Here is a 22,656-nt window from a genome sequence, read left to right as displayed (position 1 = left end):
CGGAAGACTCACGCTTGCCGACCCGACGGCGGATCGCCTCGGCCGTCCCTTCGGGTAGGGACAGGCTCACCCGCGTGGCGGGTCCTTCGCCGATTTCAACCCCCCGCTGGGCCATGGCCATTGTTTGTCAATTGAAGTAGGAAATATTGGCGCGATTGCCGCACAGCGGGCCGCGACACCGACGAGGGAGCGTCACGGATCCCCCGATGGGCCCCTACAAAGCGGGGAGGGACGCCGGAATCGGGGTGAAGGTGAGATGCGCCGGCGGGGGGGCGCCGGGGAGTTCGAGGTTCTCGTACGAGCAGGACAGGTCGCTGGAGTGGGCGTGGCGGATCAGTTTGCCGCCGCCGCACGGTGCTCGACGTCGCCGACACGCCAGAAATCGGCGAATTCCGCACTGCCGGTGGATAGTTCGCCGATCCGCACTCCCCCGCATCACGTATTCCATTGCGCAGTAGGAGATTCGACATGACCGCCACCGCTCAGCTGCGCACCGGCATCATCGAGGCCACCACCCGCCTGTTCTGATTCATCGACATTCGCGGCGGGGATGCCTTCTCGGGCATCTTCGCCGACGAGGTCACCTTGGACCTCTCGAGCGTGCGGGGGACGAAGGAATGGGGAGAATCGCCGTCCTCTCCCCTTTCACCATATAACGCGGTGGGGGGCTTGCGGCAAGGCCCCGGTGTTGGCGCACAATCGCTGGCCGAGGGCTGCAACCTGCGCGGATAGGCGCGGGCGGGCAGCGGGGATCGGACTGGGCGGGAAGGTGTGTGCTGATGTCGGATCTGGAGTACGAGAAGGAACTGCTCGCGGAGCAGGAGTATGTGGCGGGGCTGTACGCGCGACTCGATGCAGAGCGGGCCCGGGTGAAGGGCCGCTACGGGGAGACGCTGCGTTCGCGCGGCTCCACGCTGGTGGAGCGGGACGCCGAGGTGCGGGCGCTGGGCAAGGAGGTCAAGCGCCTCGATGTCGCCGACAACGGGCTGTGTTTCGGGCGGCTGGACAGTGTGACCGGCGAGCACTCCTATATCGGGCGCATCGGGATCTTCGACGAGGCCGACGAATTCGAACCGCTGCTGCTGGATTGGCGGGCGCCGGCGTCGCAGGCGTTCTATATCGCGACCGCCGCGAGCCCGGAGAACATGCGGCGCCGCCGCCAATTCCACGCGCGCGGGCGGTTGGTGGCCGACTTCACCGACGAGGTCTTCGGGCATCCGGGTGACGGGGAGCGCGGGGACGCGGCCCTGCTGGCGGCGGTGAACGCGCCCCGCGGCGAGGGCATGCGCGACATCGTGGCGACCATTCAGGCCGAACAGGATCGGATCATCCGGCTCGATCACCCGGGCGTGCTGGTGATCGAGGGCGGGCCGGGCACCGGCAAGACCGTGGTGGCGCTGCACCGGGTCGCGTACCTGCTGTACACGCAGCGGGAGCAGATGGAACGCAACGGCGTGCTGGTGGTGGGGCCGAATACGGCCTTCCTGAGGCACATCGGGCGGGTGCTGCCGTCGCTGGGCGAGACGAACGTGGTGTTCACGACCACCGGTGATCTCATGCCCGGGCTGAGCAGCACCGCCGAGGACGAGCCGGAAGCGGTGCGGCTCAAAGGATCGCTGCGGATCCTGGACGTGCTGAAGGCGGCGATCGCCGACCGGCAGCGGGTGCCGGAGGAGCCGGTGACGATCGAGCTGTCCGATGTGACGATGCGGATCGGCGCGGATATCGCGGACTGGGCGCGGGAGGAGGCGCGCGGTAGCGGGTTGCCGCACAACCAGGCTCGCGCGACCTTCCTCGAAGTCCTCACCTGGGCGCTCACCGAGCGCGCCAGCAAGCGGATCGGCGACGGCTGGCTGACCCGCGACGACCGCGAGGCGTGGGAGAACATGCGCGCGGACCTGCGCACCGAGCTCGCCGAGCACGACGGCTTCACGGCGCTGATGGACGAGCTGTGGCCCACGCTGACACCGGAAACGCTACTGGCAGATTTGCTTTCGTCCACCGACCGCCTGCGTGCGGCGGGCGCCGCCGAGGCGCTGTGGCGCGAGGACGGCCAGGCGTGGACGGTGTCCGACATCCCGCTGCTCGACGAGCTGGTCGATCTGCTGGGCCGCGACACCTCGGCCGAGGAGGCCGCGGCCGAGCGGGAGCGAAAAGCGCAGGCCGCCTATGCCGAAGGCGTCCTCGACCTGCTGGTGAGCCGCGCCGACCACATGGACGACGAGGACCACCTGTTCGCCACCGACCTGCTCTACGGCGAGGACCTGGCCGAGCGCTTCCTGGAACGCGACACCCGCGAACTCGCCGAACGCGCTGCCGCCGACCGAGATTGGACCTACCGTCACATCGTGGTCGACGAGGCCCAGGAGCTCTCGGCGATGGACTGGCGGGTGCTCATGCGCCGCTGCCCCAGCCATTCCTTCACCGTCGTCGGCGATCTCGCGCAACGCCGTTCCGCCGCGGGCGCGACGTCCTGGGACGCCATGCTGGACCCCTACGTCCCCGGCCGCTGGGTCTACCGCTCGCTGACCGTGAACTACCGCACCCCCGCGGAGATCATGGCGGTGGCCGCCGCCGTCCTCGCCGATTTCGCCCCCGACGTGACACCGCCGGAGTCGGTCCGCTCGTGCGGCGTCCAGCCGTGGTCACGGCAACTTACCGTCGCCGAGATGCCTTCGGCCATCGCGGATTTCGTCCGCGACGAGGCGGGCCGCGAAGGCACCAGCATCGTGATCGGCCCGCCCGGCATGCCCGGCACGGTCCCCGCCTCGGAGACCAAGGGCCTCGAATTCGACGCCGTCCTGGTCGTGGAGCCCGACCACATCCTCGCCGACGGCCCCCGCGGCGCGGCCGAACTCTACGTCGCCCTCACCCGCGCCACCCAGCGCCTCGGCGTCCTGCACGAGGCCCCGCTACCCCAGCCCCTCGCCGGTCTCTACACGTCGAAGTAGAGCTCGAATTCGTAGGGGTGGGGGCGGATGTCGATCTCGGCGATTTCGGTGTCGCGCTTGAGGCGGATCCAGGTGTCGATGAGGTCTTCGGTGAAAACGCCGCCCTGGGTGAGGTAGTCGTGGTCGGCTTCGAGGCGGTCGATGACCTGGGCGAGGCTGCCGGGGGTCTGAGTGACCTCGGCGCTCTCCTCGGGGGTGAGCTCATAGAGGTCCTTGTCGACGGGGAGGGCGGGCTCGATCTTGTTGGTGATGCCGTCGAGGCCGGCCATCATCATGGCGGCGAAGGACAGGTACGGGTTGCCGGAGGAGTCCGGGCAGCGGAATTCGAGGCGTTTGGCGGCGGCGCTGGTGCCGGTCACCGGAATGCGGACGGCTGCAGAGCGATTGCGCTGGCTGTAGACCAGGTTGACCGGCGCCTCGAATCCGGGCACCAGGCGCTTGTAGGAGTTCACCGTCGGGTTGGTGAAGGCCAGCAGTGAGGGCGCGTGGTGCAGCAGGCCGCCGATATAGTGGCGGGCCAGATCCGACAGGCCCGCGTAACCGGCCTCGTCGTAGAACAGCGGCGAGCCGTCCCTCCACAGGGATTGGTGCACGTGCATGCCGGATCCGTTGTCGCCGAACAGCGGTTTCGGCATGAACGTGACGGTCTTGCCGGACTCCCAGGCGGCGTTCTTGATGATGTACTTGTAGAGCATCAGATCGTCGGCGGCCGCCAGCAGGGTGTTGAACCGGTAGTTGATCTCCGCCTGCCCGGCGGTGCCGACCTCGTGATGCCCCTTCTCCAAGTCGAATCCGGCGTGCTGCAGATGAGTGCACATGCGGTCGCGCAGATCCACGTCCGCGTCATACGGCGCGACCGGGAAGTAGCCGCCCTTGGGCCGGATCTTGTAGCCGCGGTTCGGGGTGCCGTCGGGATTGATCTTGCGGCCGGTGTTCCAGTCCGCCGACGACGAATCCACCTCGTAGAAGGCCCCGTTCATGGCGGTGTCGTAGCGCACCGAGTCGAAGATGTAGAACTCGGCCTCGGGCCCGAAATAGGCGGTGTCGGCAATACCGGTGGAGCGCAGGTATTCCTCGGCCTTGCGGGCCACATTGCGCGGATCCCGGCTGTACGCGGCGCGGGTGTGCGGGTCGTGGACGAAGCAGCTGACATTGAGCGTCTTGGCGGCGCGGAACGAATCCAGTTTCGCGGTGCGCAGATCCGGGAGGAGCAGCATGTCGGACTCGTGGATAGCCTGGAATCCGCGCACCGACGAACCGTCGAAGGCGAGGCCGTTCTCGACCAGATCCGCACCGAACATGCTCGCCGGGATCGAGAAATGCTGCTGGATGCCGGGGACGTCGCAGAACCGGATGTCGATGTATTCGACTTCCTCGGCGTCGATGTAGTCCTGTACTCCGTTGACGGTAGGGGTGATCACCGCTCGCTCCTCGTGGCCGCGCACGCCTACCCGATCGGACGGCCCGGTCGGGGTCCGGCGGTCCTGCTCGTGCTAACACGATACGTCGCGGCCACCCTGGGATGGACTCGAATGAGGTTGTGTTACAAGATCATTCGTCACTTTCCGGGCACCACGCCGGTCCTGGAGGGCCGGCTCCCGGCGACATCGGCCTTCCCCTCCCCCGCTTGTGTCACTGTGCACAAACCCGTCCTCCCAGGTCTTCTCCATGGCCACTGGTCTGCCCGGCCCGTTGTGCGGTCTGCTGGTACAGCCCCGAGGCGCCGCAGCCCCGACGACATTCGATACAGAGGTAGGTCGTGAGTTCGACACCGGTTGCGGGGACACCGAGAACATCCCGCCGGCGGGCACGGTGGTGGCATCGGCGAGGGCCGCGCCTGCAACACCGCGCTCATCTGACTGGACCCCGAACCGGCCGCCGCCTGCGCCGAACGGCACCAGGTGACCGAGCGGTCCCTGCCCGCCCCGGCCGTGCATCCGGAGGTGCCGAAATCCCTGCGCGAGGGCATCGACGCGACGAACGCCACGCTCTCCCGGAGCAGATCATGAGGTTCGCGGTGCTGCCCGAGGTGTGGGCGCCCGCCGGCGTGCACCTCACGGCCACCGGAAAAGTCGGACGCAAACCGATAGCTACCACATACGCCGCTACTATCGAGTCGCTGTACGGGCAGTAGGAGAGTGATGCACGCGCGATTGCGGGACCGAACGCTGGAGGAGTTGCACCGGCGCGCGGTCGTGGCGCGCGCGGAGGTACCGGCCTCGATGCCGCCCTACCGCACCCTGCCGGAACCCCTGGTGGCCAGCGGTTTCGAACGCGGCACCCGGCTGAATGTGGACCTGTTCTTCGAGTTCCTGCGCACCGGTCGCGCACCCTCGCCGGAGGACACCCACGAGGTGGTGCAGATCGCGCTGAGCCGGGTCCGCGACGGCGAATCCCTCGAGGAGGTGCTGGGCCGGTACAGCCTGGGCGCGGAACACCTGTGGTCGCGCCTGAAGGACACCGCGACCGGTCCCGAACGGGAACTGCTGAATGACGCCGCGTTGTCGCTGCTGCAGTATGTCACCCTGCTCACCACCCGAATCGCCACCGCCTGTGTGCAGCGTGCGCACGATCCGCGCTGGGAATTGCTGGAACGCCGCCGCGCCATCGCCGACGCGCTGCTCGCCGGACGCGACCCCGTCGAGTGGGCGGACGAACCGGCCATCGCGGTACCGGACGAATTCCTGGTCGCGGCCTTCCGGCTGGGCTCGACCCGCGGTGCCGACACCAGCGAACTGCGGCATCGTATCGAGGCGATTCCGGGCGTGTTCCTGCGGCTGGACCGCGGCGGCTGGACCGCGCTGCTGCCACTGCAACCCGGCGACGACGGCGCCGCCACGCTCACCGCACTGACCAGCCGCCTGCCCGACCTCGGCGCCGCACGCCCCGCGCCGCAGGCAGAGACACCGACCCGGACCGACCCACCGGCGCCGTTCTGGGTCGGCGTCGCCACCGCCGCCTCGCGCGCGGACGTGCCCGCGGTGTTCGCCGAGACCCGGGTGCTCGCCGAGCTCGGCCGCTGCCTGGACCGCCCGCACCCGGTGTGCCGCCGACCGGACCTCATGTTCGAATACACCGTCGCCGCAGGCGATTCCGCCCGCGCGGGACTAGCGGCGGTGCTCGCGCCGCTGGATACCCAGCCGCTGCTGGCGGAGACCCTGGAGGTGTTCGTCGACACCGGGTTCAATCAGCTGGCCACCGCGCGCCTGCTCACCATCCACCGCAATACCGTCACCTACCGGCTGGCGCGGGTGCACGAATTGACAGGGCTCGATCCGCACCGCCCGACCGACGCCATGACGCTGTCGGCGGCCCGGATCGCGCGGCGGCTCGAAACCGCCTGCTTCGCACCGTAATCCGCGACCCCGGGTCCCGTTCCCCACGCTCCCGGTTCCCGCCCACGTCGCGGCTCTCGCCGTGCCACGGCTCCTCCGCTCGGACATTTGCACAACGGCCCGCGCCATAGTCCTGGTGATTGCCGATAGCGGCGCGCGGGCGCTGCGCGGGCTGCCGAATGCCGACGACGAGGTCGTGCGGCACCGCACTGGAACCACCCGGTCCCGCTGATTCCTGACACCGCGCGGGCGGAGCGTGTCCCTCTTCGCGCGGCGCCGACGTGCGCTCCGCTACAGGTGCATCCAGTTCGGCCACACCTGTGACCACGACTTCTTCGGGCCCGAGCACTTCCAGATGGTGACGTCCTGGGTATTGCCCTTGAATCCCAGCCGGGTGTCCACCTTCCCGACCGGTTCGACGTGCTCGAACTGACTGCGCAGCACCGCCTCGTAACCGCCGACGGCCAGCACCGCGGTGGCCTCGTCGGGTGGCGTGCCGAAGTAGCCGAAGCCGCGGCTGGGACTGTACAGCGGCGGTAGCTGGTCGCGGGCCAGTTCGTCGAGGGCGCTCGCCTGCCAATAGGTGTCGGTGATGATGATCGCGTGCGCCCGCTCGGCCGGGGTGAGCGCCCGGTAGGCGCGGGTCACCTCGTCGATGAGTTCGTGCCAGCCGAAGGAGCCGTACACGCCGATACCGATGGCGGCCTCGGCGTCATCGCGGGGCGGGCGGACCTGACCGGCGGGCCGCCACGGTGTCGAGTACAGCGTGAAAACCATTGTGCCCAGGGCGAGTACGGCCACCGCCGCGGTGAGCATCCGCCGCCACAGCGGCCCGATCCGTTCCGCCGTGCCGACCACCCCGACCGCGCCCGCCGCGATCATCACCGCGTACATGCCCGCCGCGTAATAGATCCGCCCGCCGGTGATCAGAAACACCGCGTACAACAGCAGCAGGGTGACACCCAGAAACCGGTACGGCCGCAACATATCCCAGCGCAGCAGCACCCACAGTCCCCACACCAGCAGCAGCGCCCCCAGGTATCCGGCCAGGCTCACCGACATCGGCACGAACAGCAGCCGCCCGCCCAGGATCCCCTGCTCGGAGCCGATCACCCCGCCCATCCTCAACTGCGGCCAGGAGTGCCGTGCCTGCCAGATCAGCTCGGGCACGGTCGCGGCCACCACGATCACGCCGCCGGCCCACAGCAACGGCCGCCGTACCAGCTCGCGCGGACCGCACAGCAGGCTGCTCACCGCGACCGCGATCCAGAAGAACGGGATCAACCACTTCACCTGCATGTCCACCGCGGTGACCAGCGCCGCGGCCAGCAGCAGCCGGTCGTGGCGGGTGCGCACCCACCGCACCACCAGCCAGGTGATGATCACCCACAGCGCGGTGTCGACGGCACTGGTGGTGAGCATCGTGCCCTGCAGGAGCAGGAACGGCGAGCCGGCGTACCCGATCGCGGCCAGCAGCTGCGCCCACCTGCCGCCGTCGAATTCGCGGGCGAGCATGGCGCACAACACGATCGCGGTCACCGTCAGCGCCACCGATGGCAGCCGCAGTACGAAGAACGATCCGGGCGCGAGGGTGTCCATCAGCCGCGCCAGCAGCGGCAGCACCGGCCCCTGATCGGCGTACCCGGACGACGGCCGCCGCCCCGCCGCCAGGAAGTACAGCTCGTCTCCGAAGTACCCGTACCGGCTCGCGGACAGCAACAGCACCACCGCGGCCGGAACCACGACCGCCGCCACGGTCCACCACGCCATGGGTGGCCGTTCCTCGGCCTTGGCGTGCCTTCCGCAACCGTGCGGGCGGGCCGGGCGATTCACCACATCGGTCAACGCGTACTCCTCGCCGCCGGGTTTTGCTGTGAATACTCCGGAATCTACAGCGTCCGTCCAGCAAACTTCGGACACGACGCCGCCCGCCCTGCCACCCGCCGGATGGACCCGGCACCCGCGGCGGCGAATCCCGGGGTCGGCGCGGCGCACCGCCGCGTCCTCGCCGACGGTCTGGACCCGGCTGTTGGTGTGGCGAGGTCGGGGACGAGGCCGCCCGCGTCGATGACGTTCTATACTCGATGCCAGTGTGACTGCCGCGCAACGCGTTTCAGCGAAGGAGGCCGGCATGACCGAGCAGACGCCCGAGGCCAACCCGTACGGGACCCCGACCACCGCCGGGCCGGAACCGATCCCGTCCTATCAGAACCTCGTCAACACGCTCATTCGCAGCCTGCTGCGGGTGCCGGTGCTGTCCACGCCGGTCGGCAAGCGACTGTGCGTACTGCACGTGGTGGGCCGGAAATCGGGCAAGCACTACGACGTGCCCGTCGCCTACACCCGCCACGAGAACGCCATCCTGGTCGGCACCGCCAAGCGTCCGTGGGTGAGCAATATCCGCAAGGGCGTGCCGATCGAGGTCTCCTTCGGCGGGCCGCGGCACCCCGCCGACGCCGAGGTGCTCACCGACGCCGAATCCGTGGTTCGGCTGTCGGAGGTCATCGCCCGCGACAACAAGCAGTGGGCCAAGTTCAACGGCATGGGCTTCGACGCGGCCGGCAATCCGAACCGCGCCGACGCCTATCAGAGCTGGGAGCAGGGCGCTGTGATCATCCGGCTCACCGTGCGCTGAGCCGGCCCGGGTTACTCCGCGAGCCGGGCCTGGACGTAGTCCTCGGCGTTCAGGCCGACCAGCACCTGACGGACCAGCGGCGGGGCCCAGGAGGCCGAGGCGTCGTGACCGATCACCGGATCGGTCAGCGTGACCGTGCGCCCGCGGGTCTCGAATTCGAAGCGTCCGGCCGCGCGAATATTCTTCAGCCAGTCCACGTCCCGCCCGTAGGTGAGGGCGATGCGGTAGCCGCCGTCGCGCTCGAAGACCATGACCGGGGACCGATACTCCCGTCCGGACTTGCGGCCGCGGTGGATCACGACGCCGAAGCACGGCGCCACCCGGGCCCCGACGCCCAGGATCGGGTTGCTGACCCGCCGGTTGATCCTCGCGAGTGCCTGCGGCAGCGGCATGATCTCGTCCTCCCTGACGAAAACGGTTGCGCCCCTGAGGCTACGCCGGGCGGCGGGCGCCCGCGCGGCATCGTGGTCGGGCATGTGGCGTAGGCACCGCATACCCGGCGTCGCTACTGTTCACACAGGGCGCCGGGTCCCGCGGCGCGGCAGGAAGGAGAGCCCGGCCCATGCCGGAGATGATCGCGGTGTACGACGCCGCCGGTCGTGAGATCGGCGCGCAGGAGCGCGCGGTGGTGTACGCGGAGGGCCTCTGGCACGCCAGCGCCGGTGTGCTGGTGCGCTCGGGCGACGGATCGAAGGTCTACGTGCACAAGCGGACCGACACCAAGGCCGTGTTCGCCGGCATGCACGACTGCCTGGCAGGCGGGGTGCTCGATCCGGGCGAGGATCCGGCCGCGGCGGCGGTCCGGGAGCTGGGCGAGGAACTGGGCATCGAACTGGGCCCGCACGACGATCAGCCGCTGCCGCTGGCCAGCGCGTCCTGGAACGGCCAGTGGGCGGGACGGCCGATGCGCTGCCACCTGTTCGCCTACGAGCTGCGCTACGACGGTCCGATCCGGCATCAGCCGGAGGAGATCGCGGACGGCTGGTGGTGGACCGACGAGGAGCTGCGGTCGCATCTGGAGAATCCGGCATGGCCGTTCGTGCCCGACACCCGGGTGCTCATCCCCGACCTGCTGCGCTGAACGGCACTCTGGCCCGCGAACGCCGACGGCCCATCGAATCCCGCGCGATTCGATGGGCCGTCGTGCTACTGCGTTTCAGACGGTCGGCGTGCTACCGGCGCTGCCGGTGAACAGACCCTGGATGGTCTTGATCAGAACCGACGCCAGGAAATCCGAAGCGGATCCGGACACGTGGTACTCCTCATCTTTCGAACAACATGTCGGGCATGTGAATCATGCACGGTTCACATTCGAAGGGAAGTCGTTTCACGGGGAAAGTCTTCCGAACCCGACGGGAGCTTCACGGTAGAACAGGTTCCACCTGGGTTTATATCGGTTCGATAAAATTGTGACTTACCTCACATTTTTGACGCAGGTGGTCCCCGCCTACCCTCACGATCCGGGCGACGTCGCCTCGACCGGGTGGCTCAGGCGCGGCAGCACCGATTCGCCGTACGCCTCGAGCGTCGAGGTCTTGGCGTCGTGCTGGAGGTAGACCGCGAACTGGCCGACGCCAAGCGCCTCCAGCTCCCGCAGCCGGGCGAGGTGGTCGTCGGGGGTGCCGAGCAGGCAGAACCGGTCCACGATCTCGTCGGGGACGAACTCGGCGTGGATGTTGCCCGCGCGGCCGTGCTCGTTGTAGTCGTAGCCCTGCCGGCCGGCGATGTAGTCGGTCAGCGCCCGGGGCACCCCGGAGTCGGTGCCGTAGCGCGCGACGATGTCGGCCACATGGTTGCCGACCATGCCGCCGAACCAACGGCATTGCTCCCGCGCGTGTTTCAGCGCCGGGCCGGTGCCGTCGGTGATGTAGGCGGGAGCGGCCACGCAGATGGTCACCGCCGCCGGGTCGCGACCAGCGCGTTCGGCGGCGGCGCGGACCCGCGCGATGGTCCAGGCGGTGATGTCCGGATCGGCGAGCTGGAGGATGAACCCGTCGGCCACCTCCCCGGTGAGATCCAGTGCGCGCGGACCGTATCCGGCCACCCACACCGGCAACCGCGACGCCTCCGCCCAGGGGAAGCGGACGGTGGTATCGCCGATCCGCGCGCTGCGGCCATTCGCCAGTTCCCGGATGACCGCGATGGATTCGCGCAAAGTCGCCAGCGTGGCAGGCCGGCCGCCCAGGGTGCGGACGGCCGAATCACCGCGGCCGATACCGCAGATGGTGCGATTGCCGAACATGTCGTTGAGGGTCGCGAACGCGGACGCGGTGACGGTCCAGTCGCGGGTGGACGGGTTGGTCACCATCGGGCCCACCACGACTTTCCGGGTCACGGCGAGGATCTGGCTGTAGATGACGTACGGCTCCTGCCACAGCAGGTGCGAATCGAAGGTCCACACGTGCGTGAACCCGTGCGTCTCGGCGATTCTCGCCAGCTCCACCACCCGTGACGCGGGCGGCGTGCACTGCAGCACCACTCCGATGTCCATGGGGCACACTCCCCTTCGCTGCTCGGATGCTCAGATGAGGTACTGCGACGTCAGATGAGGTACTGGGACAGCCCGCGTTTGACGAACCGGCCGTGCCCGGCGGCACCCCGATACTGCCCGGCGTCGACCAGGATCCGGCCGCGCGAGAGCACGGTGTCCACATGACCGTCGATCTCGAAACCCTCGTAGGCCGAGTGATCCATGTTCATGTGGTGGGTCTTGCCGAGACCGATACTGGTGTGCCCGTTCGGGTCGTAGATCACCACGTCGGCGTCCGCGCCCGGACCGATGATGCCCTTGCGCGGGTAGAGCCCGAACATGCGGGCCGGGGCCGTGCAGCAGACCTCGACCCACTTCTCCAGCGAGATCCGGCCGTCCTTGACGCCCTGGAACATCAGGTCCATGCGGTGTTCGACGCCGCCGATCCCGTTGGGGATCTTGCTGAAATCGCCGAGCCCGAGTTCCTTCTGGTCCTTCATGCAGAAGGGGCAATGGTCGGTGGCGACAGTGGTGACGTCGCCGGTCCGGATGTAGCGCCACAGCTCGTCCTGATGCCCCTCGGCGCGGGCCCGCAACGGCGTCGAGCACACCCATTTCGCGCCCTCGAAACCCGGTGCGCCCAGGTTCTCCTCGAGCGAGAGATAGAGATACTGGGGACAGGTCTCGCCGAACACGTTCTGGCCCTTGCCCCGTGCCTCCGCGATCTGTTCGAGCGCCTGCTTGGCGGAGACGTGCACGACGTACAGCGGGACGCCGGTCAGGTGCGCCAGCATGATCGCGCGGTGGGTGGCCTCCTCCTCCATCTGCCACGGCCGGGTGACGCCGTGGTGGTAGGGCGCGGTCTCGCCCCGCGAAAGCGCCTGTTCCACAAGCACATCGATCGCTATTCCGTTCTCGGCGTGCATCATGAGCACCGCGCCGAGATCACCCGCGGTTTGCATGGCGCGCAGAATCTGGCCGTCATCGGAGTAGAAGACGCCCGGATAGGCCATGAACAGTTTGAAGCTGGTGACGCCCTCGGACACCAGTTCGCTCATGCCCTTCAGAGATTCGACGTCGACCGACCCGACGATCTGGTGGAAGCCGTAGTCGATCGCGCACTGCCCGGCCGCCTTCTCGTGCCACAGCGCCAGGCTGTCCTGCACCCGCTCCCCCGGCTTCTGCACCGCGAAGTCGACGATGGTGGTGGTGCCGCCCCACGCGGCGGGGCGGGTGCCGGTCTCGAAGGTGTCGGAGGCCTCGGTGCCGCCGAACGGCAGCTGCATGTGGGTGTGGCCGTCGACACCGCCGGGGATGACGTAGCGGCCGGTCGCGTCGATGACGGTGTCGGACGTGGCGGCCAGGTCGGCGCCGAGCGCGGTGGATCCGGGCTGCACCACGGCCGCGATGGTCTCGTCGTCGATCAGGATGTCGAGGGGCTGGGATCCGTTGGCGGACACCACGATTCCGCCGTGGATGAAGGTCGTGCTCACGGTTCCACCAGCTTTCCGTAGGCGTCGGGACGCCGGTCGCGGTAGAAGGCCCAGCGGTCGCGCACCACCTTGATCAGATCCATGTCCAGGTCGCGCACCATCAGCTCGGGGGCGGTATCGGAGGCGACCTCGCCCACGAACTGCCCCTCGGGGTCGACGAAGTAGCTGGTTCCGTAGAAGTCGTCATCCCCGTACTCCTCGATGCCGACCCGGTTGATCGCCCCGATGAAGTACTCGTTGGCCACCGCGGAGGCCGGCTGCTCCAGCTTCCACAGGTAGCTCGACAGGCCGCGCGAGGTGGCCGACGGATTGAACACGATCTCCGCCCCTGCCAGGCCCAGGGCCCGCCAGCCCTCCGGGAAGTGCCGGTCGTAGCAGATGTAGACGCCGACCCGGCCGGCCGCGGTGTCGAACACCGGCCAGCCCAGGTTGCCGGGCCGGAAGTAGAACTTCTCCCAGAACCCGTGGACCTGCGGGATGTGGTGTTTGCGGTATTTGCCCAGGTACGTCCCGTCCGCGTCGAGCACCGCGGCCGTGTTGTAGAGCACCCCCGGCTGCTCCTGCTCGTACAGCGGCAGCACCATCACCAGCCCGAGTTCGCGGGCCAGCGCCGCGAACCGCTCGACGGTCGGGCCGGGCACGGATTCGGCGTAGTCGTAGAACTTGGTGTCCTGGACCTGGCAGAAGTACGGCCCGTAGAACAGCTCCTGGAAGCAGATCACCTTCGCTCCGGCCGCGGCCGCCTGCCGCGCATAGTCCTCGTGCGCTTTGATCATGGACTCTTTGTCACCGGTCCAGCTCGTCTGCACCAGCGCCGCTCGAACAGTTGCCATGCTCTCGATGGTGCTCCGGTCCTCAGCGCGGATGGGAAGAACTGCCGGAACAGAAGATGACGATCTCATCTCGTGTAAGAAGATTCGCATGGATCACGTGGAAACCCGGCTCGCGCTGCGTGAACTCACCGAGCGCTACGCCTCGCACGCCGATCGGCGCCGCGACTCGGCCATCGCCGAACTCTTCACCGAGGACGGCACATTGGTCATCGAATGGGGCGGCGGGCGGCCCGCCACCACGGTCCGGGGCCACAGCGAGATCGCGGCGGCCATGCGGTCGCTCGACCGCTACCGGGCCACCCGTCACGTGATCGCCAACCAGCTGCTCGACTTCTCCGGCGAGCAGGTGCGGGGCGAAACCTATTGCACCGCTTCCCATGTCTACGACGACGCCGACGGCTCCCGCGTGTTCATCATGGAAATCCGCTACGACGACACCTTCGCCTACGATGGCGGCGGGTGGCGGTTCCGGCAGCGCCGGCTCGTGGTCGACTGGACCGAGGATCGGCAGCTGCGCGGCACGAAATAGCCGCCGCTCACCATCAATCGACGTTCCACGGAGGGGTACATGAACATGATCACCCGCAGCGTCACCGGCCTGGCCGCCACGGCCGCCCTCACCGGGGCCGCGCTCGGCCTCGGCACGGGCGCCGCCGCGGCCGACGACTGGCCCGTCCAGCAGCCGAACAGCCCCATCTACGTCTTCGAGGCGCACGACTTCCTCACCCCGGGCGACCTCGACTTCTGGAACCCCCTGGTCAACCGTGCCCGCCTCACCTCGCCGTACGGCACCTCGACCCGGATCGTCTGCTCCGGCTTCCACGGCGTCACCACCAACTGCGTCCAGGCCGACGCCGACGGCAACCCGCACGCGCTGAAGCGACTGCCGTTCAACTTCCCGAACGTGAGCGGCTCCGGCGCCCCCGGCGGCGGCGTCAGCCACTGGGTCTACCCCGGCTTCATCCCCGGAATCAGCTGACCCGCACCGGGATCCACGCAAGCGAAAGGGCTCGCATCCGAAAGGATGCGAGCCCTTGCTTTTCCGGCTTACAGGTACTGGCCGGTGTTCGACTCGGTGTCGATGGCGCGGCTGGCACTGGCGTTCTTCCCCGTCACCAAGGTGCGGATGTAGACGATGCGCTCGCCCTTCTTACCCGAGATACGGGCCCAGTCATCCGGATTCGTGGTGTTGGGCAGGTCCTCGTTCTCGGAGAACTCGTCCACGATCGAATCGTAGAGATGCTGGATGCGCAGGCCGGGGTTGCCGGTCTCCAGCACGGACTTGATAGCGTACTTCTTGGCCCGGTCCACGATGTTCTGGATCATGGCGCCGGAGTTGAAGTCCTTGAAGTACAGGACCTCCTTGTCACCGTTGGCGTAGGTGACCTCCAGGAAGCGGTTGTCCTCGGACTCGGCGTACATGCGGTCCACCACGCGTTCGATGGTGGCCTGCACGCACTTGCCGCGATCGCCGTCGAACTCGCGCAGATCCTCCGAGTGCAGGGGCAGCGTCTCCGTCAGGTACTTGGAGAAGATGTCCTGCGCGGCTTCGGCGTCCGGGCGCTCGATCTTGATCTTCACGTCCAGGCGGCCGGGCCGCAGGATGGCGGGGTCGATCATGTCCTCACGGTTGGAGGCGCCGATCACGATCACGTTCTCCAGGCCCTCGACGCCGTCGATCTCCGAGAGCAGCTGCGGCACAACGGTGGTCTCCACATCGGAGGAGACACCCGAACCGCGGGTGCGGAAGATCGAGTCCATCTCGTCGAAGAACACGATCACCGGGGTACCCTCGGACGCCTTCTCGCGAGCCCGCTGGAAGATGATCCGGATGTGACGCTCGGTCTCACCCACGAACTTGTTGAGCAGCTCGGGGCCCTTGATGTTCAGGAAGAACGACTTGGCTTCCTTGGCATCCTCACCACGCGCCTCGGCGATCTTCTTGGCGAGCGAGTTCGCAACGGCCTTGGCGATCAACGTCTTACCGCAACCGGGCGGACCGTAGAGCAGCACACCCTTGGGCGGGCGCAGCGCGTACTCGCGGAACAGATCCTTGTGCAGGAACGGCAATTCGACCGCGTCGCGGATCTGCTCGATCTGGCGCGAGAGACCGCCGATGTCCTCGTAGTCGACATCCGGCACCTCTTCGAGCACCAGGTCCTCGACCTCGGCCTTGGGAATCCGCTCGAAGGCGAACCCGGCCTTGGTGTCGACCAACAGCGAATCACCCGGCCGCAGTTTGCGAATCGGACGATCCGGATCCTCGAGATCGTCCACGTCGACCAGCGCGGACAGCGGCCCGGACAACCAGACCACCCGCTCCTCGTCGGCGTGCCCGACCACCAGCGCACGCCGGCCGTCGTCGAGAATCTCACGCAGCGTGCCGATCTCACCGATGGAGTCGAAACCGCCCGCCTCGACCACGGTCAGTGCCTCGTTGAGACGCACGGTCTGGCCGTAGTGGAGGGTGATGGTGTCGATGTTCGGCGAACACGTCAGCCGCATCTTGCGCCCGGAAGTGAACACATCGACCGTCTGATCGTCGTACACGCCGATGAGGACGCCGTAGCCCGAGGGTGGCTGGCCGAGGCGATCCACTTCCTCACGGAGAGCGACCAGTTGCTGGCGCGCTTCCTTCAAGGTGTCCATCAGTTTGGTATTGCGAATCGTCAGCGAATCGACGCGCGCTTCCAATTCCCGTGTGCGATCCGGCGTGTCGGCGAGTTGCCTCCGGAGTGCAGCGGCCTCGGCACGTACTGCCTCGAGTTCCCTCCAGGCGGCCGAATCCGAATGTTCGATGGGGCTCATGATGCTGCTCCTCCCAGTCCCGGTCTATCAACGCTACCGGGCTCTAACCGTTCCCGCTTTCCGACATGGTTTCGTCGTGATCACATCTAGGCTGCGGCCTACGGGCCGGACGAGCATGTTAGCCTGCCCTAACCTGTTTCCGGCGAGTTAATCGCCGGACCGAGCCGAAAGGTGCCGTTGATGCTCCTTCCCACCAGTCGTACTCCTGGTATGCGCAACGTCACGCGGACGCTTCGTGTTTCCGTGGCTACCGTCGCGGCCCTAGCGGCCGTTACGGCAACTGTGACCGGATGCAGCTCCGACGACAAGGGCACTGCGTCATCGACTACCACCGTGCCGGCCGCCGCCACCGCGCCCGCGCCGACCGCGGACGCCCTGCAGGGCGTGCTCACGGCCTTCGCCGACCCGGCGAAACCGGCTGCCGACAAGGCCAAACTAGTCGTCGATGGCGACAAGCGCCTGCAAAACATCGACACCATGAACCAGGGACTCGCGCACTACCAGGTCGGGTTCACCGTCGGCGAGATCAAGCAGGACGGGACCAAGGCCGACGCGAAAGTGTCGGTGACCTCGCCACATGGCACCATGCCCGACGTCCCGATGGCGTTCCAGTACACCGGCGGTGCGTGGAAACTCTCCGACGCCGGCGCCTGCACCATCCTCGGCATGGCACGCGCGGCCTGCCAGTAACCACCCGCTCGATTCCCGAAAGGCCCGTTCGTTCGTGCTCGCTCGATCCGTTCGCCTGTCCCTGGCCGTCGCCGCGGCCGCCGCCGCCCTCACCTCGGGCGCGGGCCTCGCCGGCGCCGATACCCCCGCACCCACCGCCGACGAGCTGCGGTCGACGCTGACCCGCTTCACCGACCCGGCCGTGCCCGCCGCCGACAAGGCGAACCTCATGGTCAACGGTGGTGCGCGCATCTCGAACATCGCGACCATGAACAAGGGCCTGGCCAACTACGGCAGCATCGGCTGGACGGTCTCGGGCGTGCAGGCCAACGGCGACAATGCCAATGCCTCGGTCGCCATCGTCTCCCCGCACGGCACCATGCCCGGCGTGCCGATGAGCTGGCAGCACACCGACGCCGGCTGGCAGCTGTCGGAGAACACCGGCTGCAACATCCTGGCCATGGGCAAGGCGCCCTGCTGATCGGGCGAAACCGCTGCGCCATCGGCTGAAGTCGAACGCGCCCCCGCCGGTCGTGGCGGGGGCGCGTTCGTGTCCGGGGCCGGAGAAACGGCGCCGGGATACATCTTGCGGCGCTAGCCCTTCGAGGGACGGCGCTGCGGCTTGGGGGCGGTCACGCCGTCGGCGAGGCGGCGGGCCTTCACCAGGAAGGCGGTGTGGCCCTGCATGCGGTGTTCGGGGCGGACGGCCAGGCCGACCACGTGCCACGGCCGGACCATGGATTCCCAGGCGGTGGGCTCGGTCCAGCAGCCCTGCCGACGCAGGGCCTCGACCACCTCGGAGAGCTGGGTCGTGGTCGCCACGTAGGCGAGGAAGACGCCGCCGGGGATGATCGCCTTGGCGACCGCCTCGAGGGCGTCCCAGGGCTTGAGCATGTCCAGGACGACCCGGTCGACCTGTTCGCCGGAGTACTCCGCCACATCGCCGAGGGTGAGTTCCCAGTTGGCGGGGCGTTCGCCGAAGAAACGCTCGACATTCTTGACCGCGTGCTCGGCGTGGTCGTCGCGGATCTCCCAGGAGATGACCTTGCCCTCGGGGCCGACGGCCCGCAGTAGCGAGCAGGTCAGCGCGCCCGAGCCGGCGCCGGCCTCGAGGACCTTCGCACCGGGGAACATGTCGCCCTCGTGAACGATCTGGGCGGAGTCCTTGGGGTAGATGACCGCCGCGCCGCGCGGCATGGACAGCACGTAGTCGGTCAGCAGCGGGCGCAGCGCCAGGTAGGGGGTGCCCTTGGCGGAGTTCACCACGCAGCCCTCGTCGGCGCCGATGAGGTCGTCGTGGTTGATGTGGCCGGCGTGGGTGTGGAACTCCTTGCCCGCCTCCAGGATCACCGTGAACTTGCGCCCCTTGGCGTCGGTCAGCTGTACCCGGTCACCGATCTGGAAAGGGCCGGTCCGTCTGGCCGTCATGAATCTCCGTTCTGCGTGGTTGTGGTGATGTCGTGCGTGGCCGCGATGGTGCTGCGCCGGATTCGTGCGCACCTTGTCGGTGCCTGCGTTTAGCCTGCCAGGTATGTCGGTTGACGTGATCAGTACCCCGGAGACGGAGCGGTTCGCCCCGCGTGGGCCCGCCCTGTCGCCCTCGCGCGCAATCGATTTCAAGCAGTGCCCGCTGAAATACCGGTTGCGCGTCATCGACCAGATTCCGGAGCCGCCCTCGCGGGCGGCGGTGCGCGGCACGGTGGTGCACGCCGTGCTGGAGGCGCTGTTCGGGCTGCCCGCCACCGAGCGCGACGCCGAGGCCGCGGCCGCCCTCATCGAGCCCGCCTGGGCGGGGGTGCGCGAGTCGCGGCCCGAGGTGGAGTCGCTGATTCCGGACGCGGAGCTGCCCGGGTTCCTGGCCGAGGTGCGCAAGCTGGTGGGGGTCTACTTCCGGCTCGAGGACCCGACCGGATTCGAGCCCGAATCGTGCGAGACCTTCATCGAAGCCGACCTGCCCGACGGCACGCCTCTGCGCGGCATCGTGGACCGCATCGACCGGTCGGCCGATGGCGACCTGAAGGTCATCGACTACAAGACCGGCCGTGCCCCGGGCCTCACCTACGAGACCCGGGCCCTGTTCCAGCTGAAGTTCTACGCGCTGGTCCTGCTGCGCACCCAGGGCCGCGCCCCGGCGGAACTGCGGTTGATGTACCTCGCCGACGGGGTCACCCTCACCTACGCACCTGACCCCGAAGAGCTGCTGCGCTTCGAGCGGATCCTGTCGGCGCTGTGGGCCGCCATCGTGACCGCCGCCGAGATCGGGGAGTTCCCGCCCAGTCCGGGCTGGCTGTGCGAGTACTGCGATTTCAAGCGACTATGCCCCGAATTCGGTGGCACCCCACCGCCTTTCCCATCCGGGGAGGACGAACCGGAATCCGGCCCGCCCTCTGCCTGACCGGAATCAGAAGGCGCGGCAGGACCGGATGTCGGTGGCCAGGATGGCCTTGGCGCCCAGGTCCGCGAGCTGGTCCATGAGCTCGTTGCCGTTCTTGCGCGGCACCAGCGCGCGCACCGCGACCCATTCGGGATCGGTGAGCGGCGACACCGTCGGCGACTCCAGACCGGGGGTGATCTTGACGGCCTCTTCGAGCAGCGCCTTGGGGCAGTCGTAGTCCAGCATCAGGTACTGCTGGGCGAAGACCACGCCCTGGATACGGGCGACGAGCTGGTTGCGGGCCTTGTCGTGCTGGTCGGCGCCCTTGGCCTCGATGAGCACGCCCTCGGAGGAGCACAGCGACTCGCCGAAGGCGACCAGATTGTGCTGTCGCAGCGTACGGCCGGAGCCGACCACGTCGGCGATGGCGTCGGCGACCCCGAGCTGGATGGAGATCTCGACCGCGCCGTCGAGGCGGATGACCTCGGCCTGGATGCCGCGCGCGGCCAGGTCGGTGAGGACCAGGTTCGGGTAGGAGGTGGCGATGCGCTTGTCGTAGAGGTCCTCGACCTTCCAGTCGCGCCCGGCCGGGGCGGCGTAGCGGAAGGTGGAGCGGCCGAAGCCGAGCGCGAGCCGTTCCTGCACGGGCGCACCGGAATCCAGCGCCAGGTCGCGGCCGGTGATGCCGAGGTCGAGCTCGCCGGATCCGACGTAGATGGCGATGTCCTTGGGCCGCAGGAAGTAGAACTCGACCTGGTTGACCGGGTCCAGCACGCTCAGCTCACGGGAGTCGGTGCGCTTGCGGTAGCCCGCCTCGGACAGGATGCCGACGGCGGATTCGGAGAGTGCGCCCTTGTTGGGGACGGCGACGCGAAGCATGGGAGGTCCTTTCGGAACGGAGGGAAGACGGTGACGACGAGTGGACGGGCGAACGGTGGCCGCACTCGGATGAGTGCGGCGCACCGGCGCGTCACAGATGTCGGTACACGTCCTCGAGCCGCAGGCCGCGGCCCACCATCAGCACCTGCACCCAGTAGAGCAGCTGCGAGATCTCCTCGGAGAGTTCCTCGTCGCTCTGGTACTCGGCCGCGATCCAGACCTCGCCGGCTTCCTCGAGCACCTTCTTGCCCTGCGCATGCACGCCGGCGTCCAGGGCGGCGACGGTGCCCGACCCCTCAGGGCGGTTGGCGGCACGATCCTGCAGCTCGGCGAACAGGGCTTCGAAAGATTTCACGGGGAGTGATTCTCTCAGACGGGCGCACACTCCCCGCAATCGGTTATACGGTGAGCAGTTCCGCGAGTTCGGATACCGCCCCGCGCAGCTGCTCGGCGAAGTCGTGCATCTGCTGCGCGACGTGCTTCGGCGTGGCCAGGTAGAGGTTCCAGCGGTCGGGAAGCAGCACGTAGGCGATGCCGATGCACTTGGGGCTGGTGGAGCCGAAACCGAAGTACTGGATGTTCACCGACGGCGCGGAGCTGGTGCTCAGGTAGTCGTCGCGGGTGATGATCCAGCCGGGGCTGTCGAAGAACGGCATCGGCGCGGTCGCGCCGAGTTCCTCGCCGCGGCGGCGCTGGATCCACTGCAGTTCCCACAGGTGCTGTTCGGGGGCCTCGCCGCGCTGGCATTCCTGGGCACGGCGCACGTGGGCCTCGGCGGCGGTGCGCAGGGCCACCAGTTTGCGGTCCCGGTCCACGGCCGGATCCTCCATGGCGGCAACGAAATCCAGCATCTCCTGGGTGATCACGCGCATGGCCTCGGTGCGGCCGTTGCGGAACTGGCGAGTGGCGATGGATTCGTAGGTGGCGCCGTTGAGGCCCTTGCTGCGCCGGTGCGCGAGCTGATAGCTCAGCTGCGCGAAGGCGTCCGGGGAGATGCCCAGCCGCTTGGCGCGGTTGGTGCCGAAGTCGAAGGACACCGTGGTGGTGGCGTTGTCGGCGGCGTACTGTGCGAAAGACGCTGCGGCGGAGGCGATCTCGGTCTTGGATTCGGGGCCGAGGACGAACTCGACGGGCTCGAGGGCGGGCAGGCCCTGCGGTTGCGCGCCCGACTGTTCGGCATGGTCGCCGACCGGCGCTTCGAGCAGGGTGTCGACGAAGGACAGGATGGTGGTGCCGTCCAGGCCGCAGTGCTCGACATTGATGCCGGCCTCGCCGTCGGCGAAGACGATGAAGGACACCGACTTGTCGAACCAGCGGTTGCCGCTGTCGCCGTGCAGCAGTTGGTCGCAGGCGTGCAGCGGGTCGCGCGGCGCGAAGTCCTCGAGGCAGACGCAGAACAGCGCGGTCTCGATGGTGTCGAAGGCGGCGGCGTTGACGGGGCGCAGGGCGGCATAGACCGGCGCCCAGTCGGCGCGGGCGAGGGTGGTCAGGTGCCCGGGCGAAACGTTGGTGGCGGCGCGGCGGGCGCCGGCCTTCATGACGGCGCGCAGGCCGTCGGCGAGGTCCTCGGGGCTGTAGGGGACGCCGCTGGGGCCGATGACGTCCATCCGGAACATGTTGCCGCGGTAGAAGACCACGATGTGGCGGGCATCCGAGGGCCCGGGCCATGCGTCGCTGTAGGGCACCCGCACGGTGTCCTGCGGCACGTCCGGAATGCGCGTCTCGGAGAACAGGAACTTGTTCTGCGCCATATTGAGTCGGGTGCCGCGCTGGGTGGCGGGCGGGATCTCCTCCTTGTCCAGACGCAGCTTGTAGCCGACCGTGGCGGAGATGAGGGCGGCGGCGCGTTCGCTCTGGTCGGCGCTCGTGGAGGAGGCCAGGGCGGTGTCGTCGCGGAACAGGAAGAAGAAGTTCGCGTTCAACGCGATTCGGTCACGGCGACCCAGGTAGCGGGAGGGCCAGAACTCGTCGAGCCAACTGCCCACGCCCGGGGTGTTGTCGAACCGTTCCAGATCGGCGTGCAGGGTGCGGGCGGGGCCGTCTGGGCGCAGCAGATCCTCGACGGCGGCCGCGGTCGCGGCGTACTCGTCAGAGCTCAGCAGGGGCGCGCACCAGTGCAGGAAGCGGGTGCAGCTCTCCTCCAGGGTGGGCAGCGGGACGCGGGGCAGCTGCTCGTCGAAGGCGAAGGTGCTGTCGCTCAAGGGGTGTC

The 22,656-nt window shown here is 68.3% G+C and carries 21 protein-coding genes; 10 read left to right on the top strand and 11 right to left on the bottom strand.

Annotated features, from left to right (window positions below; genetic code table 11):
- Window positions 1-779 precede the first annotated feature (779 nt).
- Window positions 780-2,951, top strand: a complete 2,172-nt coding sequence (gene helR / locus ON33_RS09375) for an RNA polymerase recycling motor ATPase HelR (protein WP_040857537.1) — start codon at window positions 780-782, stop codon at window positions 2,949-2,951.
- Here helR and glnA read toward each other — a convergent pair.
- Window positions 2,936-4,372: a type I glutamate--ammonia ligase gene (gene glnA, locus ON33_RS09370; RefSeq protein ID WP_040857536.1), complete on the bottom strand. Its 1,437-nt coding sequence runs from the start codon at window positions 4,370-4,372 to the stop codon at window positions 2,936-2,938. The two genes, helR and glnA, sit on opposite strands and share 16 nt — an antisense overlap.
- 584 nt (window positions 4,373-4,956) lie before the next feature.
- Here glnA and ON33_RS43955 point away from each other — a divergent pair.
- Together ON33_RS43955 and ON33_RS09365 are read left to right on the top strand one after the other, a co-directional pair.
- Entirely contained in the window at window positions 4,957-5,085 is a 129-nt protein-coding gene (locus ON33_RS43955; RefSeq protein ID WP_281033200.1) for a hypothetical protein, read from the top strand.
- A gap of 7 nt (window positions 5,086-5,092) precedes the next feature.
- On the top strand, window positions 5,093-6,307 hold the full coding sequence (locus ON33_RS09365) for a PucR family transcriptional regulator (protein ID WP_040857412.1): 1,215 nt from the start codon (window positions 5,093-5,095) through the stop codon (window positions 6,305-6,307).
- A gap of 270 nt (window positions 6,308-6,577) precedes the next feature.
- Here ON33_RS09365 and ON33_RS09360 read toward each other — a convergent pair whose 3' ends face one another.
- Window positions 6,578-8,122 carry a glycosyltransferase family 39 protein gene (locus ON33_RS09360; protein ID WP_245550443.1) on the bottom strand — a complete coding sequence of 515 codons (1,545 nt, stop codon included), beginning with the start codon at window positions 8,120-8,122 and terminating at the stop codon, window positions 6,578-6,580.
- Between the two features lie 295 nt (window positions 8,123-8,417).
- On the opposite strand from ON33_RS09360, the gene ON33_RS09355 reads away from it, so the two are divergent.
- Window positions 8,418-8,921, top strand: a complete 504-nt coding sequence (locus ON33_RS09355) for a nitroreductase/quinone reductase family protein (protein WP_245550427.1) — start codon at window positions 8,418-8,420, stop codon at window positions 8,919-8,921.
- 11 nt (window positions 8,922-8,932) lie between these two features.
- Here ON33_RS09355 and ON33_RS09350 read toward each other — a convergent pair whose 3' ends face one another.
- Complete coding sequence (locus tag ON33_RS09350; RefSeq protein ID WP_306307512.1) at window positions 8,933-9,397, bottom strand: nitroreductase family deazaflavin-dependent oxidoreductase; 465 nt, start codon at window positions 9,395-9,397, stop codon at window positions 8,933-8,935.
- Window positions 9,398-9,483: 86 nt separating this feature from the next.
- On the opposite strand from ON33_RS09350, the gene ON33_RS09345 reads away from it, so the two are divergent.
- Window positions 9,484-10,002, top strand: a complete 519-nt coding sequence (locus ON33_RS09345) for an NUDIX hydrolase (protein WP_040857407.1) — start codon at window positions 9,484-9,486, stop codon at window positions 10,000-10,002.
- Window positions 10,003-10,374: 372 nt separating this feature from the next.
- Here the strand turns inward: ON33_RS09345 and ON33_RS09340 are convergent, their stop codons facing one another.
- The 3 genes from ON33_RS09340 to ON33_RS09330 are packed head-to-tail and all read right to left on the bottom strand — an operon-like array spanning window position 10,375 to window position 13,717.
- On the bottom strand, window positions 10,375-11,412 hold the full coding sequence (locus tag ON33_RS09340) for a TIGR03842 family LLM class F420-dependent oxidoreductase (protein WP_040857405.1): 1,038 nt from the start codon (window positions 11,410-11,412) through the stop codon (window positions 10,375-10,377).
- 50 nt (window positions 11,413-11,462) lie between these two features.
- Window positions 11,463-12,884: a dihydropyrimidinase gene (gene hydA, locus ON33_RS09335; RefSeq protein ID WP_040857403.1), complete on the bottom strand. Its 1,422-nt coding sequence runs from the start codon at window positions 12,882-12,884 to the stop codon at window positions 11,463-11,465.
- A complete protein-coding gene (locus ON33_RS09330; RefSeq protein ID WP_051151827.1) occupies window positions 12,881-13,717 on the bottom strand; it encodes a nitrilase-related carbon-nitrogen hydrolase in 837 nt (278 codons plus the stop codon). Before ON33_RS09330 ends, hydA begins: the two co-directional genes overlap by 4 nt.
- Window positions 13,718-13,805: 88 nt before the next feature.
- On the opposite strand from ON33_RS09330, the gene ON33_RS09325 reads away from it, so the two are divergent.
- Both ON33_RS09325 and ON33_RS09320 read left to right on the top strand, forming a co-directional pair.
- Window positions 13,806-14,246: a nuclear transport factor 2 family protein gene (locus tag ON33_RS09325; protein ID WP_051151826.1), complete on the top strand. Its 441-nt coding sequence runs from the start codon at window positions 13,806-13,808 to the stop codon at window positions 14,244-14,246.
- Between the two features lie 39 nt (window positions 14,247-14,285).
- Entirely contained in the window at window positions 14,286-14,696 is a 411-nt protein-coding gene (locus ON33_RS09320; RefSeq protein WP_051151825.1) for a hypothetical protein, read from the top strand.
- Between the two features lie 68 nt (window positions 14,697-14,764).
- On the opposite strand, the gene arc is transcribed toward ON33_RS09320, so the two are convergent.
- Complete coding sequence (arc, locus tag ON33_RS09315; protein ID WP_040857401.1) at window positions 14,765-16,525, bottom strand: proteasome ATPase; 1,761 nt, start codon at window positions 16,523-16,525, stop codon at window positions 14,765-14,767.
- A 180-nt stretch (window positions 16,526-16,705) separates the two neighbouring features.
- On the opposite strand from arc, the gene ON33_RS09310 reads away from it, so the two are divergent.
- Both ON33_RS09310 and ON33_RS09305 read left to right on the top strand, forming a co-directional pair.
- Entirely contained in the window at window positions 16,706-17,215 is a 510-nt protein-coding gene (locus ON33_RS09310; protein ID WP_505791099.1) for a WKL family lipoprotein, read from the top strand.
- A gap of 34 nt (window positions 17,216-17,249) precedes the next feature.
- Complete coding sequence (locus tag ON33_RS09305; protein ID WP_040857399.1) at window positions 17,250-17,675, top strand: MTB12 C-terminal domain-containing protein; 426 nt, start codon at window positions 17,250-17,252, stop codon at window positions 17,673-17,675.
- Between the two features lie 113 nt (window positions 17,676-17,788).
- On the opposite strand, the gene ON33_RS09300 is transcribed toward ON33_RS09305, so the two are convergent.
- On the bottom strand, window positions 17,789-18,622 hold the full coding sequence (locus tag ON33_RS09300; protein ID WP_040857398.1) for a tRNA (adenine-N1)-methyltransferase: 834 nt from the start codon (window positions 18,620-18,622) through the stop codon (window positions 17,789-17,791).
- Between the two features lie 103 nt (window positions 18,623-18,725).
- Between ON33_RS09300 and ON33_RS09295 the strand changes: the two genes are divergently transcribed.
- Complete coding sequence (locus ON33_RS09295; protein ID WP_051151824.1) at window positions 18,726-19,589, top strand: RecB family exonuclease; 864 nt, start codon at window positions 18,726-18,728, stop codon at window positions 19,587-19,589.
- A gap of 6 nt (window positions 19,590-19,595) precedes the next feature.
- On the opposite strand, the gene hisG is transcribed toward ON33_RS09295, so the two are convergent.
- From hisG to ON33_RS09280, 3 genes are all read right to left on the bottom strand, one after another.
- Window positions 19,596-20,447 carry an ATP phosphoribosyltransferase gene (gene hisG / locus ON33_RS09290; RefSeq protein ID WP_040857397.1) on the bottom strand — a complete coding sequence of 284 codons (852 nt, stop codon included), beginning with the start codon at window positions 20,445-20,447 and terminating at the stop codon, window positions 19,596-19,598.
- Between the two features lie 91 nt (window positions 20,448-20,538).
- Window positions 20,539-20,802: a phosphoribosyl-ATP diphosphatase gene (locus ON33_RS09285; RefSeq protein WP_033085388.1), complete on the bottom strand. Its 264-nt coding sequence runs from the start codon at window positions 20,800-20,802 to the stop codon at window positions 20,539-20,541.
- Window positions 20,803-20,845: 43 nt separating this feature from the next.
- Window positions 20,846-22,648: a choline/carnitine O-acyltransferase gene (locus tag ON33_RS09280; RefSeq protein ID WP_040857396.1), complete on the bottom strand. Its 1,803-nt coding sequence runs from the start codon at window positions 22,646-22,648 to the stop codon at window positions 20,846-20,848.
- Window positions 22,649-22,656: the final 8 nt, after the last annotated feature.

Source organism: Nocardia niigatensis NBRC 100131, from assembly GCF_000308655.1.
Classification (GTDB): Bacteria; Actinomycetota; Actinomycetes; order Mycobacteriales; family Mycobacteriaceae; genus Nocardia; species Nocardia niigatensis.
Note: the sequence above shows the minus strand (reverse complement) of the source record. Positions and strands in the feature narration are given on the sequence as shown.

Excerpts from the sequence above, each read along its gene's own strand:
- ON33_RS09325 (WP_051151826.1), top strand. The coding sequence starts at position 13,806 with ATGGATCACGTGGAAACCCGGCTCGCGCTGCGTGAACTCACCGAGCGC.
- ON33_RS09310 (WP_505791099.1), top strand. The coding sequence starts at position 16,706 with ATGCTCCTTCCCACCAGTCGTACTCCTGGTATGCGCAACGTCACGCGG.
- ON33_RS09350 (WP_306307512.1), bottom strand. The coding sequence starts at position 9,397 with ATGCCCGACCACGATGCCGCGCGGGCGCCCGCCGCCCGGCGTAGCCTC.
- ON33_RS09295 (WP_051151824.1), top strand. The coding sequence starts at position 18,726 with ATGTCGGTTGACGTGATCAGTACCCCGGAGACGGAGCGGTTCGCCCCG.
- ON33_RS43955 (WP_281033200.1), top strand. The coding sequence starts at position 4,957 with ATGAGGTTCGCGGTGCTGCCCGAGGTGTGGGCGCCCGCCGGCGTGCAC.
- ON33_RS09300 (WP_040857398.1), bottom strand. The coding sequence starts at position 18,622 with ATGACGGCCAGACGGACCGGCCCTTTCCAGATCGGTGACCGGGTACAG.
- ON33_RS09340 (WP_040857405.1), bottom strand. The coding sequence starts at position 11,412 with ATGGACATCGGAGTGGTGCTGCAGTGCACGCCGCCCGCGTCACGGGTG.
- hisG (WP_040857397.1), bottom strand. The coding sequence starts at position 20,447 with ATGCTTCGCGTCGCCGTCCCCAACAAGGGCGCACTCTCCGAATCCGCC.
- ON33_RS09355 (WP_245550427.1), top strand. The coding sequence starts at position 8,418 with ATGACCGAGCAGACGCCCGAGGCCAACCCGTACGGGACCCCGACCACC.
- arc (WP_040857401.1), bottom strand. The coding sequence starts at position 16,525 with ATGAGCCCCATCGAACATTCGGATTCGGCCGCCTGGAGGGAACTCGAG.
- helR (WP_040857537.1), top strand. The coding sequence starts at position 780 with ATGTCGGATCTGGAGTACGAGAAGGAACTGCTCGCGGAGCAGGAGTAT.
- ON33_RS09330 (WP_051151827.1), bottom strand. The coding sequence starts at position 13,717 with ATGGCAACTGTTCGAGCGGCGCTGGTGCAGACGAGCTGGACCGGTGAC.
- ON33_RS09365 (WP_040857412.1), top strand. The coding sequence starts at position 5,093 with ATGCACGCGCGATTGCGGGACCGAACGCTGGAGGAGTTGCACCGGCGC.
- ON33_RS09320 (WP_051151825.1), top strand. The coding sequence starts at position 14,286 with ATGAACATGATCACCCGCAGCGTCACCGGCCTGGCCGCCACGGCCGCC.
- ON33_RS09345 (WP_040857407.1), top strand. The coding sequence starts at position 9,484 with ATGCCGGAGATGATCGCGGTGTACGACGCCGCCGGTCGTGAGATCGGC.